Source organism: Sphingomonas sp. P4_G2, from assembly GCF_056401155.1.
The window spans coordinates 59,308-73,469 of the sequence record NZ_JBFUJY010000007.1; the positions used below are offsets into that span (position 1 = coordinate 59,308).

A 14,162-nucleotide genomic window follows, 5' to 3' on the forward strand; every position below is an offset into this window, starting at 1 on the left:
CAACAGATGCTGGGCGAGGAGATCGGGGACCCGTGCTAGGGCGTCGAGGAAGTCGACCACTAAAACTCCTCCCCGGCACGGGGAGGGGGACCGCCGGGCGCAGCCCGGTGGTGGAGGGGGTAGGCCTCCAGGGATGTAGCCGGTGGCGCCCCCCCTCCACCAGCCTCCGGCTGGTTCCCCTCCCCGCAAGCGGGGAGGATTTGGGGGGAAACCATCACGCGCTCGCCTCCAGCGCGCCGAGCCGTTTCATCTGTTCGCGCGGCACCGCGACCAGCGCCTGCGCCGCTGCGCCGCCTTCACCGGCCAACAGCGCCCGAGGCACCGCATCAGCGACGATCCGACCCTTGTCCATGACCAGCACGCGGTCGGCGAGCAGCAGCGCCTCGGCCATGTCGTGCGTGACCATGATCGTGGTCAGCCCGAGCCGATCATGCAGCGCGCGGATGGCGTTGCCCAATTGATCGCGCGTGACCGGGTCGAGCGCGCCGAACGGCTCGTCCATCAGCAACAATCTGGGTTCGGTCGCTAAGGCGCGCGCGACACCTACGCGCTGGCGCTGCCCGCCTGACAAGGCATCGGGCATGCGCGTCGCGAAGTCCGCCGGCAAATCGACCAGCCCGAGCAGTTCCGCAACGCGGGCGTGCGGGTCCTTCTCTCCCTCCAGCCTGAGCCCGATCGCGACATTCTCGGCGACGGTCAAATGCGGGAACAGCCCGATATTCTGGAAGACATAGCCGATCCGCCGCCGCAGTCGGAACCGGTCCTCGGTATCGATCTGTTGCCCGTCGATCGCGATGCTGCCCGCGCTCGGCTCGATCAGCCGGTTGATCGTTTTGAGCAGAGTCGACTTGCCCGACCCCGAGCTGCCGACCAGCGCGACGAAGCTTCCCCCGGCGATCTCGACCGTCACGTCGTCGACCGCGACGGTGCCGCCGGGGTAGCTCTTGGTCACGCCGGAAAGGGCGACGGATGGGCCTGGCAGACTCACGCGGACGTTGTGCGGAACGATTGCCACAGGGTCAAACGCTCGAATTCGTCACCCCGGGCTTGTCCCGGGATCCACTGTGCCGCAATCCTGGGCCAAGAGGCTCCGTGGATGCCGGGACAAGCCCGGCATGACGACGGTACGAAAAGGGCGGGGAATGACGACCAAAGCAATCTTCATCACCGGCGGCGGATCGGGCATCGGCCGCGCGGTGGCACAGCGGTTCGCGCGGGAGGGCTGGCGGGTCGGCCTCGCCGACGTCAACGCCAAGGGACTGACCGAGACCGCCGCGTTGCTGCCTACGGGGATAAGCGACACCTATATCATGGACGTGCGCGATCGCGATTCGTGGAAGAACGATCTCGACGATTTCACGTCCAAGACCGGCGGCCGGCTCGACGTGCTGTTCAACAATGCCGGGATCGGCACCGGCGGGCGGATCACCGAGATGAGCTTCGAGGATCTCGACCGGGTCGTCCAGATCAACCTGGTCGGCGTGCTCAACGGCGCCAAGATCGGCCATGCCTATCTGGCCAAGACGCCGGGATCGTGCCTGCTCAACACCGCCTCAGCCTCGGCGATCTATGGCACGTCCGGCCTGTCGGTCTATTCGGCGACCAAGTTCGCCGTGCGTTCGCTGACCGAGGCGCTCGATGGCGAATGGTATGGCGACGGCATCAAGGTGCGCGCCCTCATTCCCGCCTTTATCGACACGCCTTTGCTCCAAGTGCCGGTCGACGGCAGCAACCGCAATATCCGCGAATCGGTGACCGCGGCCGGACTCGAATTGAGCAGCGCCGCCGACGTCGCCGATGCCGCGTGGAATGCGGTTCATGGCGACGCCGTCCACACTTATGTCGGCAAGACCGCGTTCCGGATGAAATTCGCCGCCCGCTGGATGCCAGGCCAGCTCAGGAAGATGATGCGGCGCGGGATCGGCAGCAAGGATTAGGTGGATCGACATTCAGACCTCCCCATTCTGTCCGCCGGGAGGGATTGTTGACTCAGTCATGATTCTATAGTGTTGATTCGATCAACATAATGGATTGTTGCGACATGACGGTTCGACACGAGCGGGACGTGGCCGCGCTGCGCGGCTTCAACCGCGTATATACCATGCAGTTGGGACTGCTCGACGCCCATCTCGACGACAGCCCGTTCACCCTGAGTGAAGCGCGGATTCTCTACGAACTGGCCAACCGGACCGATCCAACCGCGGCGGAAATCGCCCGCGTGCTCCGGCTCGACCCGGCGCAGATCAGTCGCACGATCAAGCGGTTCGCCAATCGCGGCCTGGTCACGATGCGTGACGATCCATCGCATGGCCGCCACCAATTGCTGTCGCTCACCGGGCCGGGCCGAGCCGCCTTTGCCGCGCTGGAAGGCAATACGCAGCGCGCGGTCGGCGCGCTGTTGGACGGATTGCCGCCCTTCCGGCGCGCGGCGATGCTCTCCGCGGCGAGGACGATAACCCGGATATTCGAACAGGATACCACGCCCCGGCCCGTGCTGCGCGGACTCAGGCCCGGCGACCTCGGCATGGTGACCGCGCGACAGGCGATCCTCTACGCGGAGGAATATGGCTGGAACGGCGACTATGAAGCGCTGGTCGCGCGCATCCTCGCCGACTTCCATCAGTCCTTCGATCCCGACCGCGACGCGGCCTGGATCGCGGAGATGGACGGGCGGATGGCGGGCTCGATCTTCCTGGTTCATGGCGACGAGCCGGACGTGGGCAAATTGCGCCTGCTTTATGTCGAGCGCGATGCGCGCGGCACGGGGGTCGGCAAGATGCTGGTCGCGGCGTGCATCGACCGTGCGCGGGCGGTCGGATACAAACGGCTCGACCTGTGGACCAACAGCGTCCTGTCCGCCGCGCGCGCGATCTACGAGCGAGCCGGTTTCGTGCTGGTCGACGAAACGCCGCACCATTCCTTCGGCAAGGACCTGGTCGGCCAGACGTGGTCGCTGGCGCTTTGACGACGCACCGGGCGCGGCCTATGGCGCTCGTCGCGAGATCGATTGGTGCGGGATCGGGAACGGGAATCGGCCCGGTGAACATCCCCGACTTCGGTGCGTTCGCTCTTGCTCTGGCCAGGAAGCGGATATTGCGGCACTAGCGAATTTATGCCCGGCGTGACCCAAGAGCGAAGGCCGACGATCAGCCTCATCATCCCCGCTTATAACGAGGAGGAATATCTTCCCGCCTGTCTCGATGCGGTGATGCGCAACGTCGCGGGCAAGGTGACCGAAATCATCGTCGTCGACAACAACAGCACCGACGGCACGCGGCAAGTGATCGAGCGCTATCCCGGCGTCACCTATGTGTTCGAGCCCGAAAAGGGCATCACCCGGGCGCGCCAGCGCGGCTTCCTCGAGGCGACCGGCGATATCCTGGCCTATGTCGATGCCGATACGCACCCGCCGGCGGGCTGGATCGAGCAGATCTGGGAACAGTTCGGCAAGCGCAAGAATCTGGCCTGCCTGTCCGGGCCGTACAGCTTTTACGACCTCAGCGGGCTGCGTAACAAGATTTCGAGCGGATGGTTCGTCGCGGCGCGGCCGTTGTACGGGATTACCGGCTATATGATGGTCGGCGGCAATTTCGCCATTCCGCGCGACGTGCTCGAGCGGATGGGCGGGTTCGACAGCTCGATCGAATTCTATGGCGAGGATGTCGACATCGCCAAGCGCGCCAAGCAACAGGGCAAAGTGCTGTTCTCGCCGCGGTTCGTCATGCCCACCTCGGGACGGCGGATGAAGAAACAGGGCTTCGCCAAGATCGCCGGTATCTATTTCCTCAATTATTTCTCGATCGTCTTCCGCGGCAAGCCCGCCACCAAGGGCTATGAGGACATCCGCTAAGCGGAACGGCCACGCAATGGCGGCGGAATCCCATCGCTAGTCGACTAACAGATCGATCGCCTCCGCCATCGCGATGTCGCGGTGCGACAATCCGCCGGCGTCGTGCGTGGTCAGCGTGATGTCGACGCGGTTCCACACGTTCGACCATTCCGGATGGTGGTCGTGCTTTTCGGCCAACAGCGCGACGCGTGTCATGAACGCGAACGCCTCGCTGAAATCGCCGAAGGTGATGCTGCGGCTGATCGCGTCGCGGCCCTCGTCATAATCCCATTCGTCGAGTTCATCGAGCGCTTCGCCGCGTTCCTCGTCGCTCAGTTGTTCGACCATCGCTTTCTCCCTTGCTTGCCGCCGCGATGGATAACGGCCTATGCCGCTCGTCATGAGCGGGCAAGAGGGCGCACATGTCGCGCCAAGCGCACAGGAGATCGAGGCGATCGCGCGCCGAACGCTCGCGGCGTTGCCCGACGCGTTTCGCCGCCATCTCGGCGAGATCGTGCTGATCGTCGAGGATTTCGCCGATGACGAGACGCTGAAGGCGCTCGATATCGAAAGTCCGTTCGACCTCACGGGCGTCTATCATGGCCGCCCGATCGGCGAGAAATCATCGATGGAGTCGGGCGCGGTACCCGACCGCATCCATCTCTATCGCCGCGCGATCCTCGACGAATGGATCGAGGACGGCGAGGATCTGACGACGCTCGTCCGCCACATCGTGATCCACGAAGTCGGGCATCATTTCGGCCTGAGCGACGACGATATGCACCGGCTCGAGGACGACGCGTGACCCTGATCGCGTTCGACGCCGTCACCTGCATTCGCGGCGGACGGGCACTGTTCCAGCGCCTGTCTTTCACGCTGGAGCAGGGTGGAGCGGCGCTGGTCACCGGCCCGAACGGCATCGGCAAGTCGAGCCTGATCCGTCTCGCCGCCGGGCTGCTCGCCCCCGCCGCCGGTCGCATCACCGGTGACGCGGCGCGTGCCCTCCTGACCGACCAGCCCTCGCTCGACGAGGAATTGCCGCTGGCCCGCGCACTCACTTTTTGGGCGCTGCTCGATCGAGCAGCGGACAATGTCGCGGCCGCACTGGACGCTCTTGCGCTGAGCGATCTCGCCGACATCCCCGTCCGCTTGCTCTCGACTGGCCAGCGCCGCCGGGCCGCGATTGCGCGCGTCATCGCTAGCGGCGCACCGCTCTGGCTGCTCGACGAGCCGGCCAACGGGTTGGATAAGGCCGCGCTCGGTCTGCTCGAAACGGCGCTCGCCAAGCATCGCGCGTCGGGCGGCGCGGTTCTGGTGGCGAGCCACACGCCGATCACGCTGCCTGACGCCCTCGCGATCGATCTTTCGCAGCACCTACCTCAGTTGGAGCCGGCGGCATGAGTTCGGCTCTCGTCCTCCTCATCGCCCGCGACCTGCGCCGCGCCTGGATCGGCGGCGGCGCGTTGCTGCCGGTGGCGTTCTTCCTGCTCGTCGCGATCCTGTTTCCGTTCGCGATCGGCCCCGACGCCAAGCTGCTCGTGCGTGTCGGCGGCGGCGTGTTGTGGGCGGCAGCGCTTCTCGCCGCGCTGATCCCGATCGAACGCCTCGTCGCGCCGGATCTGGCCAGCGGGGTGATCGACCAACTGCTGACGCGCGGCCAATCCGCCGCGACCATCGCCTTCGCCAAGCTGATCGCGCACTGGCTCGCCTTCGCCCCGCCGATCCTGCTCGCCGCGCTCCCCGCGGCGGCCCTGCTCAACCTATCCACCGAGACGCTGCTCCGGGTCGAGATCGGGCTGCTGATCGGCACCCCAGGCCTCGCCGCGCTCGCGCTGGCAACCGGGGCGCTGGTCGCGGGGCTGCGCGGCGCCGGCGCGATCGCCGGGCTGCTACTGCTGCCGCTCGCGGTGCCGTTGCTGATCTTCGGCGCGGGCAGCCTCGACGGCGGCGTCGGCGCGCTCAAGCTGCTGGCGGCGGTCAGCCTTGTGCTGGTCGCGGGAGCGCCGTTCGTCGCCGGTGCGGCGATCCGCGCCGGGCTGGATTGAACAATATTCTCGAATTACCCTCCATCGTGGAGCGGGACCGTCATTGCAAGCGAACGAACTGGCGCCATCTTCGCTGGCCGAGCCGGTACCGAGCCGTTAGCATCCAGGCATGCGCCTCGCTTCCCTCGCTTCAAAGATCGCGATCATGGTCTTTGGCATAGTGGTCGGAGCGGTCACGACATGGGCATTCGTATCCCGTCCCGCCCCGCCTGCATCGATTTCGGTATCGATGTCCGCAGAAACCCCGATACCCGAGCCGACGTCACCGCCGCCAAAGGGCAGCAGCGCCGAACTCGGCGCGAAGCTGTTGCAGCGTGTCGGACGCAACCTGATCGCCGACGACCGGGCCAGGGGCTGGCAGGACGGCCCGATCGAATTCTACGGGGCGCCCAGGCCCTATGGTGACACGCTCTGCAGGGTCGCCGTGTACACTGTCGCGCCGAAGATCATCCGTGGCGCGATTCTCGAGAAGGAAAAGTGGGACGACGATCTCAAGGTCGAAACAAGATACGGGCTGTGGAAGCGGCCATCCGCCGCCGGAGGCGACCGGGACAAAGCCTGCGTGGCATTTCGCGACTTCCGGCATCTGATCACGGAGGGCAGCCTGCTCTCGGTCGGCCGCGCTACATACGCGATGGACACGATCCTCGATCAGGCGAAGTCGGGCAAAGCCGGGTTCAAGATGTCCTGCACCATAATGTCACTGAGCTTGGGCAAACCGGTATCGTGCGATCCGCTGGCTATCCTGCGGGCATTGTCGCTTCAGGATATCTATCATGCCGAAACGACGTCCGAGGCCAAAAATGACCGATCTTCAGTGTTCCGCGATCAGGTTCTGGTCGCAGGCGACAAGATAACGAAGATATTGAAGATGAAGACTTTCATGACGACGATCAACATCGAGGACGAACAGCATTTCGGCAAGCAGAGCGTGGACGAAGCCGATGTGCGATCGGTGGAGATCGTGATCGAGGAGCTGTGCTGAGGGATCCGGCCTAGGTCGCTCGTATCGCGCTGGTCGCGGGCAGCCCAGTCGGCGTCGCGGCGATCCGGCCCCGGGGCTCCGCAGGCGCTCAGAACGACCCGCAATTGCTCGGCGCCCGCCCTCCCGCGAAGCGCGCATCGATCCAGCCGAGCGTCGCTTCCGCCTCGGTACGGGCGACAGTGCCATGCTCGCCGCCCGGCACCGAGATGAAGCGCACCGTCTTGCCCGAGGCGCAGGCGGCGCGCGCGAAATCGCGCACCACGGCCGGGGCGACAATGGTGTCGCCGGTCCCGGTGGCGATCAGCGCCGGCACCTTGATGGCAGCAGCCGACGGACTGTTCTCGCGCATCAACCGTCCCCAGGGCTGTTTCGTGCCGAGGTCGAGATTGCGGATCGCGCGCTGGGCGATGACGATGCCGATGATCGTGCCGAGCTTGGGCTTAGCGTCGAAGTTGACGCAATTGTTGTCGGCCAACCGCGTCATCACGTTCTGGACCGAGCGCGGTCCCAGGATCGACATCGACGCGCCGTAATAGCGCGACCAGCTCGTCGCGGTATAGGCAGTGAGCAGGGCGCGGACACGGGCGTCGCTGCCTTCCTTGAAATTCCGGTGCAGGTCGGTCGGCGGCACGATCGCCGCGATCCCGACGAGTTGCAGATCGGGGGCGTAGCTCGACCATAGTTGTCCGGTCCACAGCGCGGCATGACCGCCTTGCGATTCGCCCCAGACGGCGAAGCGCGATCCGGCTTCGGCTTCGGGAATGCCCCGCGCCGCACGGACCGCGTCGAGCGTCGACTTACCTTCGCTGGTGCCGACCAGCACGGGATGGACCATGTCGGAACCGAGTCCGGGATAATCGGGCGCGACGATGGTATAGCCGCGGCGGACGACGTCATCGAGCGCCGGGATCAGCGTGAAGTTGGTATTGCCCAGGGACGGCGCGCAGCGCTTCGAAATGCCGATCAGGCCATGCGTCCAGGCAATTACCCGTCGCGGGCCGGCACTGGAGCGATCGCGAGGGGCGATGACCATGCCCGTCACCTGGATCGGCTGGTTGCGATCCCCGCTGGTCCAATATTCGATCCGCCAGGCTCGCACATTGGCGGGAGCGTCCTCGACCGGTTGTGCGGCGATGAGCGTGCCGGCGCGCTGGGCGACGGCGGTGCGGGGTAGGACAGCCAATGTCGCTGCCAACAGGATGGTCAAGGTGCTCAGAAACCGATGCATTGGACCGCTCCCCGCAATGTCGGCGGAGAATAGCATGTTCGTCGGGCAGTGGAAAACCGGCCCCTTTCGGCTGTCAAGGCACGGGTGCGACGGATCGCGAAAGCGGGCCGACAGGCGTCTACCAGCTACGGCCGTTCACCGGCTCCAGCGCGCCCAGATCGCGGTCGGCAGTAACAGCCCGCGCGCTTCCTCGCGCACCGCGAGCTCGCCTGCCTCGACCGTGCCGGGCAGACCGGCAAAGGCCTGGCTGACGAGTTCGCCGATCGCCAGTGCCGACATGCGCACGGCATAGACGGTCAGGAACAGGAAGCGCGAGCGGTCGTCGAGCAATTGCCGGCAATCCTGGATCAACCCTGGCAGCCCTTCCTCGAGCCGCCATACCTCGCCTTCGGGGCCGCGACCGAATTTGGGCGGATCGAGCAGGATGCCGTCGTACCGCCGACCACGGCGCACTTCGCGCGCGGCGAACTTGGTCGCGTCGTCGACCATCCAGCGCACCGGTTTGTCGTCGAGTCCCGCCAGCCGCGCGTTCGATCGCGCGCCTTCGACCGATTTCTTGGAGGCGTCGACATGGACCATCTTCACGCCCTTGGACGCCAACGCGAGCGTGCCGACGCCGGTATAGCCGAACAGGTTGAGCGCCTCGGCTTCGTCGACTCCCGCGAGCCGCTCGCGCATCCAGCTCCATACCGGCGCCATGTCGGGGAAGAACCCGAGGTGACGGAACGGCGTGGTCTGCGCGGTGAAGCCGACATCGTCCCATTTCATCGGCCAGCCGTCGCATGGCACCTGGCCGCTATATTGCCAGCGCCCGCCGCCTTCCTCGTCCGATCCGGGGATGAACTCGGCGTCGGCCTTCCAGTCGGGGCTTGCTGGCGCCCACATTGCCTGGGCTTCGGGGCGGATGAAGCGGAAGCGGCCATAGCGTTCGAGCTTTCGGCCATGACCGGAGTCGACCAGGCCGTAATCGGCCCAGGGCTCGCCGATCATCGTGTCGAGTTTCATGCGGCAGCGCTCGACGACAGACCCTCACCCTTCCGCGCCTGCGGCGCTCCCTCCCTCTCCCGCATGCGGGAGAGGGAAGGGGCCCGCCCGGCGCAGCCGGGTGGGAAGGGTGAGGGTCTGTTGATCATGCCGCGACCCTAGCGATGTACTCCGTCACCGCCTCGAACGTCGCTGGCAGCGTCTCGTACCGTTCCTCGCGCTCGAACAAATCGCCCACCCGCGCCGGCAGGACCGGGCGTACGCCGGTGGCACGCTCGACCGCATCGCCGAACTTGGCCGGGTGCGCGGTCGCCAAGGTCACGATCGGAGCGTCCACGTCGACCTGCCGCGCCGCGCCGAGACCGATCGCGGTATGCGGGTCGATCACTTGCCCGGCGCGCTCGCACGCCCAGCGCATCGCCAACGCCATGTCGTCGAGGTCGATCCGCGCACTCGACAACAGATCCGCCGCGCCTTCGCGCTGTTGGTTGGTCAGCCGCATCGCCTTCGACGCCTCGAACCCCGCCATCTGCGCCGCCATCGCCGCGCCGTCGCGTCCGCCAACGTCGAACAGCAGCCGCTCGAAATTCGAGCTCACCTGAATATCCATCGACGGGGTCGGCGTCGCCACCACCCCGGCGGCCGAATAGTCGCCACTCGACAGCGCGCGGTGGAGGATGTCGTTGACGTTGGTCGCGACGATCAACTTCGCGACCGGCAGCCCCATCTTAGCCGCGACATAGCCGGCGAACACGTCGCCGAAATTGCCGGTCGGCACCGAAAAGGCGATTGCGCGCTCGGGTGCGCCGAGCCGCACACCCGCATAGAAATAATAGACCACCTGCGCCATCAGCCGCGCCCAGTTGATCGAATTGACCGCCGACAGGGTCAGATGCCCGAGCGGGCCAGTCCCGGCGGCATTGGCGTTGAACATCGCCTTCACCATCGCCTGGGCGTCGTCGAAGCTGCCCTCGATCGCGATATTGTGGACGTTGGGCGCGAACACCGTAGTCATCTGGCGGCGCTGGACGTCGGACACCCGCCCTTTCGGGTGGAGCATGAAGATTTCGACCCCGGTCCGCCCGGCGACCGCGTCGATCGCCGCCGATCCGGTATCGCCGCTGGTCGCGCCGACGATCGTCAGTTTCTGGTCGGTCCCCTGGAGGAAGCGCTCGAACAGCAGGCCGAGCAATTGCAGCGCGACGTCCTTGAACGCCAGGGTCGGCCCATGAAACAGTTCGAGCAGCCAGTGGCGGTGATCGAGCTGGACCAGCGGCGTCACCGCGTCGTGCGAGAAACGGCCGTAAGCCTGGGCGCACAGATCGCGCAGCTCGTTCTCGCTCAGCGCGTCGCCGACGAACGGCGCCATCACCCGGACCGCGGTCTCGACATAGGATAGACCAGCCAGCCCGGCGATCTCATCGCGGCTCAGCGTCGGCCACGCCTCGGGAAGGTACAATCCGCCGTCATTCGCCAGTCCGGCCAGCGTGACCTCACGAAAACCGAGCGCAGGCGCTGCCCCACGCGTACTCACATATTGCATGCTTACCCCTTACGAGCGCGGCGGCGCAGCGCCAGCAGATAGATGATCACCGCGATCCCGGCGAACAGGAACCATTGCACCGCATAGGCGAGATGGTTGTTGGGGATCGACTCGATGCTGGGCATCTCGTTCGCCGCCAGTCCCGGCGCCGGCGTATTGGCCACCAACAGCAATTCCTTGGGCGCGGCCCTGCCGAACAATGTCGCGATCAGCGGGGTGCTCGACGGCGCGTGGCTGATCATTCCGTCGACCTTGCCGCCGGTCCATTTGGGCTTGAACTCGGGATTGTGCGTCGTGCCGAGCTGGACCGAAAAGCCCGGCCCTTCGGCCCCCGTGGCGCATCGCGCGATGACACGGAACCCGGCCTTGCCCGCGCCGTCGAGCGCGAAGCTGACCGGTTTCAGGCAGAAGGTGCCGGCGCGGCGGAACAGCAAATCGTCGCCGATCGCCGGGATCGGGAAGGCGATCGGCGGCTTCGACGGGTTGGCGGCGAGCACGGCCAATTCGGCGAGCTTCTGCCCGCGCCGCTGCAATTGCCAGAACCCCAGCGCAATCATCGCGGTCACGGCCAAGGCCACCAGCACGGTCGCCACAATCGGGAAGCGCTTCATCGCGGGCCCTCGCTGCGGAATTCGCGCGCCTTGTTGCGATATTCGAGCGCGAGCAATCCTGCCTTCGACACTCGTAACGCCAGCAGCACGGCGGCCGCGCTCAGCGGAATCCAGAGCAGCACATGAACCCAGAAGGGTGGCGACAGCGACAATTCGAGCGTGATTGCCGCGGCGACGATCGCCCCGCCCAGGATCAGGATCAGGAACGCCGCCGGACCGTCGCCGACATTGAATGCCGAGATGTCGAGCGCGCAGGCAGAACAGCGATCGGCAAAGCGCACCCAACCGGAGAACAAGGTCGGCGCGCCGCAGCGCGGGCAAAGTCCACGCAGCGCGACCTGGACCGGCGCGACCGCGGCGGGCGCAGAGCCCCCGTCGGGTCGCGCCTCAGTCATCAGCCGGCGTGGACGGGCGCGCCCCAGCCACCCCAGACGTAGATCGTGATGAACAGAAACAGCCACACCACGTCGACGAAATGCCAGTACCAAGCGGCGGCCTCGAAGCCGAAATGCTGCTTCGGGGTGAAGTCGCCCTTGTACGCGCGGATCAGGTTGATGGTCAGGAAGATCGTGCCGATTAGCACGTGGAAGCCGTGGAAGCCCGTCGCCATGAAGAACGACGCGCCATAGTTGAGACCCTTGAACGGGAACGGCGCTTCCGAATACTCATACGCCTGGATCGAGCTGAACAGCACGCCGAGCACGATCGTCAGCCACAGGCCCTTCTTGACGCCGTCATTCTCGCCGACGCCCAGCAGACCCCATAGGCCCTTCATCGCGCCGCCGCGCTGATTGTGGATCAGCGCATGGTGCGCCCAGGTCACCGTCGTGCCCGACAGCAGCAGAATGATCGTGTTGAGCAACGGGAATTGGAAGGCGTTGATGACCTCGATGCCCTTGGGCGGCCAGACCGAGGCGGCGGCGATATTCTCGGTCGCCAGGCTCGCCGTCTTGCTCGCGGCGTCCCACACGACCGGCGCGGGGAACAGCGAAAAATCGAAGAACGCCCAGAACCAGCCGACGAAGAACATCACTTCGGAGGCGATGAACAGCACCATGCCGTAGCGCAGGTGGAGCTGCACGACCGGGGTGTGATCGCCCTGATGCGCTTCCTTGATGACGTTGGACCACCAGGAGAACATCGTGAACAGCACGCAAATCAGGCCGAAGCCGAACAACAGCGAACCGTAATGCGCGCCCTTCATCCACATGATACCGCCCGACGCCAGCGCCAGCGCGGACATCGCGCCGATCAGCGGCCAGGGATCGGGTTGCAGGATATGGTAATCGTGGTTCTTGGCGCCGGCCATGTCGGTCCCCGTTAGACTGGTTTGATTAAGCCTCTAGCTTGGCGTTTTCGCGGAATCTACCGGGTAAAACGTATAGCTGAGCGTGATGGTCTGGATATCGCGCGCGTCCGGGTCCTTGAGGATCGCCGGATCGACGAAGAAGATCACCGGCATGCGCTGGGTCTCGCCGGGCTTGAGCGTCTGCTGGGTGAAGCAGAAGCACTGGATTTTCTTGAAATATATCCCCGCCTGCGCCGGGGTGACGTTGAAAGTCGCGGTACCGGTCAGCGTCTGGCTGGACGTGTTGGTCGCATCGAAGAACGCCATGTCGCGCGCGCCGATATCGATCGTTTCCGACTCGTTCTCGGGCTTGAAATTCCATTTGAAGCCGGGCGCGACATTGGTGTCGAACGCGACCGTGACCTTGCCATCGACCGCGCCGGGAGCGCGCAGCGCCCGTCCGGTGGTGCCGTTGAGCCCCGTCGCCTGGCAGAACATGCGATAGAGCGGCACGCTGGCCCAGGCGAGGCCGGTCGAGCAGCATACGCCGATCACGGCCAGAAGCGCTGTACGTGTGGTCCGCTGCATCGCCATCACTCGTGCGACCAACCCAGCCCGATCTTGGCGATGGCGAGCGCGAAGATCAGGATCACCAGCACGCCGAGCACCAGCGCCAGCGCGCGCGCATTGCGGCGTTGCGCCGCGAGTCTCTGTTGGTCGGGAGTCATGCCAGCCACCGATCGGCGACAACCGCGCCAAACAGGATGAAGAGATAGGCGATCGAATAAGCGAACAGGCGCTTTTCCGGGCGCATGCGATCCTCGGCACCGGTCGTACGGAATGTGATCTGCGCCGCGAGCAGTGCGAACCAGGCTGTTGCCGCTACCGCGACCCAGCCATAGATCGCGCCGGTCAGCCCAAGCGGCCAGGGCGCCACCGCGGCAACCGCCATCGGGATGGTGTAGAGCCCGATCTGCGTCCGCGTGGCGCGCTCGCCCGCGACTACCGGCAGCATCGGGATGCCGGCATTGGCGTAATCGGTCTTCACGAACAAAGCGAGCGCCCAGAAATGCGGCGGGGTCCACAGGAATACCAGCGCGAAGAGCAGCAGCGGCAAGGGCGCGAGGCTGCCGGTCGCCGCCGCCCAGCCGATCAGCGGCGGGAAGGCACCGGCGGCACCGCCAATGACGATATTCTGCGGCGTGCGCGGCTTGAGCCAGATCGTGTAGATGAAGACGTAGAACAGGATCGACGCCGTCAGGATGCCCGCCGCGAGCAAATTGGTCGCGAGGCCCATCAGCAGCACCGAAAAGACGCCGAGCCCGACACCGAATTGCAGCGCCGAGTCGCGGCTCATCCGCCCAGCCGGCAGCGGCCGCCCACGCGTGCGCTTCATCTTGGCGTCGATATCGGCTTCATACCATTGATTGAGCGCCCCCGCCGCGCCCGCGCCGAGCGCGATGCACAGGATCGCGGTGAAGCCGATCACCGGGTGGATCGCGACCGGAGCCGCGAGCATGCCGCACAGACCGGTAAAGACGACAAGCGTCATCACCCGGGGCTTGGTCAGCGCCAGGAAATCGCGCCAGTCGGCAGGAAGGGCGATGGTCTCAGTGGTCATGGGTTGAGGGGCCTATAAGCGGCTCGCG

General features: G+C 65.7%; 18 protein-coding genes. 7 read left to right on the plus strand and 11 right to left on the minus strand.

What is annotated here, in order from left to right:
* Positions 1 to 214: 214 nt before the first annotated feature.
* Positions 215 to 1,015: an ATP-binding cassette domain-containing protein gene (locus tag AC1DRD_RS18505; protein ID WP_478042543.1), complete on the minus strand. Its 801-nt coding sequence runs from the start codon at positions 1,013 to 1,015 to the stop codon at positions 215 to 217.
* A 127-nt stretch (positions 1,016 to 1,142) separates the two neighbouring features.
* Between AC1DRD_RS18505 and AC1DRD_RS18510 the strand changes: the two genes are divergently transcribed.
* The 3 genes from AC1DRD_RS18510 to AC1DRD_RS18520 all read left to right on the plus strand — a co-directional run bounded on the left by AC1DRD_RS18510 (position 1,143) and on the right by AC1DRD_RS18520 (position 3,850).
* Complete coding sequence (locus AC1DRD_RS18510) at positions 1,143 to 1,937, plus strand: SDR family oxidoreductase (RefSeq protein WP_478042544.1); 795 nt, start codon at positions 1,143 to 1,145, stop codon at positions 1,935 to 1,937.
* Between the two features lie 104 nt (positions 1,938 to 2,041).
* Positions 2,042 to 2,965 carry a bifunctional helix-turn-helix transcriptional regulator/GNAT family N-acetyltransferase gene (locus tag AC1DRD_RS18515; protein WP_478030820.1) on the plus strand — a complete coding sequence of 308 codons (924 nt, stop codon included), beginning with the start codon at positions 2,042 to 2,044 and terminating at the stop codon, positions 2,963 to 2,965.
* 156 nt (positions 2,966 to 3,121) lie between these two features.
* Positions 3,122 to 3,850, plus strand: a complete 729-nt coding sequence (locus AC1DRD_RS18520; protein WP_478030821.1) for a glycosyltransferase family 2 protein — start codon at positions 3,122 to 3,124, stop codon at positions 3,848 to 3,850.
* A 36-nt stretch (positions 3,851 to 3,886) separates the two neighbouring features.
* Here AC1DRD_RS18520 and AC1DRD_RS18525 read toward each other — a convergent pair whose 3' ends face one another.
* On the minus strand, positions 3,887 to 4,177 hold the full coding sequence (locus AC1DRD_RS18525) for a 4a-hydroxytetrahydrobiopterin dehydratase (protein WP_478030823.1): 291 nt from the start codon (positions 4,175 to 4,177) through the stop codon (positions 3,887 to 3,889).
* 40 nt (positions 4,178 to 4,217) lie between these two features.
* Between AC1DRD_RS18525 and AC1DRD_RS18530 the strand changes: the two genes are divergently transcribed.
* The 4 genes from AC1DRD_RS18530 (at position 4,218) to AC1DRD_RS18545 (ending at position 6,859) form a co-directional block, all read left to right on the plus strand.
* A complete protein-coding gene (locus tag AC1DRD_RS18530) occupies positions 4,218 to 4,634 on the plus strand; it encodes a metallopeptidase family protein (RefSeq protein ID WP_478030824.1) in 417 nt (138 codons plus the stop codon).
* Complete coding sequence (gene ccmA, locus AC1DRD_RS18535) at positions 4,631 to 5,230, plus strand: heme ABC exporter ATP-binding protein CcmA (RefSeq protein ID WP_478042545.1); 600 nt, start codon at positions 4,631 to 4,633, stop codon at positions 5,228 to 5,230. The genes AC1DRD_RS18530 and ccmA overlap by 4 nt, the downstream gene beginning before the upstream one ends.
* Positions 5,227 to 5,874, plus strand: coding sequence for a heme exporter protein CcmB (locus AC1DRD_RS18540; RefSeq protein WP_478042546.1), 648 nt, complete (start codon positions 5,227 to 5,229; stop codon positions 5,872 to 5,874). The genes ccmA and AC1DRD_RS18540 overlap by 4 nt, the downstream gene beginning before the upstream one ends.
* A gap of 109 nt (positions 5,875 to 5,983) precedes the next feature.
* A complete protein-coding gene (locus AC1DRD_RS18545) occupies positions 5,984 to 6,859 on the plus strand; it encodes a hypothetical protein (protein WP_478042548.1) in 876 nt (291 codons plus the stop codon).
* 88 nt (positions 6,860 to 6,947) lie between these two features.
* On the opposite strand, the gene AC1DRD_RS18550 is transcribed toward AC1DRD_RS18545, so the two are convergent.
* The 9 genes from AC1DRD_RS18550 to AC1DRD_RS18590 all read right to left on the minus strand — a co-directional run bounded on the left by AC1DRD_RS18550 (position 6,948) and on the right by AC1DRD_RS18590 (position 14,134).
* Complete coding sequence (locus AC1DRD_RS18550) at positions 6,948 to 8,087, minus strand: lipase family protein (protein WP_478042549.1); 1,140 nt, start codon at positions 8,085 to 8,087, stop codon at positions 6,948 to 6,950.
* Positions 8,088 to 8,222: 135 nt separating this feature from the next.
* Positions 8,223 to 9,092, minus strand: coding sequence for a class I SAM-dependent methyltransferase (locus AC1DRD_RS18555; protein WP_478042550.1), 870 nt, complete (start codon positions 9,090 to 9,092; stop codon positions 8,223 to 8,225).
* Between the two features lie 124 nt (positions 9,093 to 9,216).
* Positions 9,217 to 10,614 (minus strand): threonine synthase, encoded by a 1,398-nt coding sequence (thrC, locus tag AC1DRD_RS18560; protein WP_478042551.1) that lies wholly within the window; start codon positions 10,612 to 10,614, stop codon positions 9,217 to 9,219.
* 2 nt (positions 10,615 to 10,616) lie between these two features.
* Positions 10,617 to 11,225, minus strand: a complete 609-nt coding sequence (locus AC1DRD_RS18565) for an SURF1 family protein (RefSeq protein WP_478030835.1) — start codon at positions 11,223 to 11,225, stop codon at positions 10,617 to 10,619.
* Positions 11,222 to 11,620, minus strand: coding sequence for a DUF983 domain-containing protein (locus AC1DRD_RS18570; RefSeq protein WP_478042553.1), 399 nt, complete (start codon positions 11,618 to 11,620; stop codon positions 11,222 to 11,224). The genes AC1DRD_RS18565 and AC1DRD_RS18570 overlap by 4 nt, the downstream gene beginning before the upstream one ends.
* Positions 11,620 to 12,534: a cytochrome c oxidase subunit 3 gene (locus tag AC1DRD_RS18575; RefSeq protein WP_478030839.1), complete on the minus strand. Its 915-nt coding sequence runs from the start codon at positions 12,532 to 12,534 to the stop codon at positions 11,620 to 11,622. The genes AC1DRD_RS18570 and AC1DRD_RS18575 overlap by 1 nt, the downstream gene beginning before the upstream one ends.
* A gap of 33 nt (positions 12,535 to 12,567) precedes the next feature.
* On the minus strand, positions 12,568 to 13,107 hold the full coding sequence (locus AC1DRD_RS18580) for a cytochrome c oxidase assembly protein (RefSeq protein WP_478030841.1): 540 nt from the start codon (positions 13,105 to 13,107) through the stop codon (positions 12,568 to 12,570).
* Positions 13,107 to 13,241, minus strand: a complete 135-nt coding sequence (locus tag AC1DRD_RS18585) for a hypothetical protein (RefSeq protein WP_478042554.1) — start codon at positions 13,239 to 13,241, stop codon at positions 13,107 to 13,109. The genes AC1DRD_RS18580 and AC1DRD_RS18585 overlap by 1 nt, the downstream gene beginning before the upstream one ends.
* Positions 13,238 to 14,134, minus strand: a complete 897-nt coding sequence (locus AC1DRD_RS18590; protein WP_478042555.1) for a heme o synthase — start codon at positions 14,132 to 14,134, stop codon at positions 13,238 to 13,240. The genes AC1DRD_RS18585 and AC1DRD_RS18590 overlap by 4 nt, the downstream gene beginning before the upstream one ends.
* Positions 14,135 to 14,162 lie beyond the last annotated feature (28 nt).

What these genes read in the sequence shown, in the direction of transcription:
- AC1DRD_RS18510 (WP_478042544.1), top strand. Translation starts at nt 1,143, where the DNA reads ATGACGACCAAAGCAATCTTCATCACCGGCGGCGGATCGGGCATCGGC.
- AC1DRD_RS18515 (WP_478030820.1), top strand. Translation starts at nt 2,042, where the DNA reads ATGACGGTTCGACACGAGCGGGACGTGGCCGCGCTGCGCGGCTTCAAC.
- AC1DRD_RS18525 (WP_478030823.1), bottom strand. Translation starts at nt 4,177, where the DNA reads ATGGTCGAACAACTGAGCGACGAGGAACGCGGCGAAGCGCTCGATGAA.
- AC1DRD_RS18530 (WP_478030824.1), top strand. Translation starts at nt 4,218, where the DNA reads ATGCCGCTCGTCATGAGCGGGCAAGAGGGCGCACATGTCGCGCCAAGC.
- AC1DRD_RS18540 (WP_478042546.1), top strand. Translation starts at nt 5,227, where the DNA reads ATGAGTTCGGCTCTCGTCCTCCTCATCGCCCGCGACCTGCGCCGCGCC.
- AC1DRD_RS18545 (WP_478042548.1), top strand. Translation starts at nt 5,984, where the DNA reads ATGCGCCTCGCTTCCCTCGCTTCAAAGATCGCGATCATGGTCTTTGGC.
- AC1DRD_RS18550 (WP_478042549.1), bottom strand. Translation starts at nt 8,087, where the DNA reads ATGCATCGGTTTCTGAGCACCTTGACCATCCTGTTGGCAGCGACATTG.
- AC1DRD_RS18555 (WP_478042550.1), bottom strand. Translation starts at nt 9,092, where the DNA reads ATGAAACTCGACACGATGATCGGCGAGCCCTGGGCCGATTACGGCCTG.
- thrC (WP_478042551.1), bottom strand. Translation starts at nt 10,614, where the DNA reads ATGCAATATGTGAGTACGCGTGGGGCAGCGCCTGCGCTCGGTTTTCGT.
- AC1DRD_RS18565 (WP_478030835.1), bottom strand. Translation starts at nt 11,225, where the DNA reads ATGAAGCGCTTCCCGATTGTGGCGACCGTGCTGGTGGCCTTGGCCGTG.
- AC1DRD_RS18570 (WP_478042553.1), bottom strand. Translation starts at nt 11,620, where the DNA reads ATGACTGAGGCGCGACCCGACGGGGGCTCTGCGCCCGCCGCGGTCGCG.
- AC1DRD_RS18575 (WP_478030839.1), bottom strand. Translation starts at nt 12,534, where the DNA reads ATGGCCGGCGCCAAGAACCACGATTACCATATCCTGCAACCCGATCCC.
- AC1DRD_RS18580 (WP_478030841.1), bottom strand. Translation starts at nt 13,107, where the DNA reads ATGGCGATGCAGCGGACCACACGTACAGCGCTTCTGGCCGTGATCGGC.
- AC1DRD_RS18585 (WP_478042554.1), bottom strand. Translation starts at nt 13,241, where the DNA reads ATGACTCCCGACCAACAGAGACTCGCGGCGCAACGCCGCAATGCGCGC.
- AC1DRD_RS18590 (WP_478042555.1), bottom strand. Translation starts at nt 14,134, where the DNA reads ATGACCACTGAGACCATCGCCCTTCCTGCCGACTGGCGCGATTTCCTG.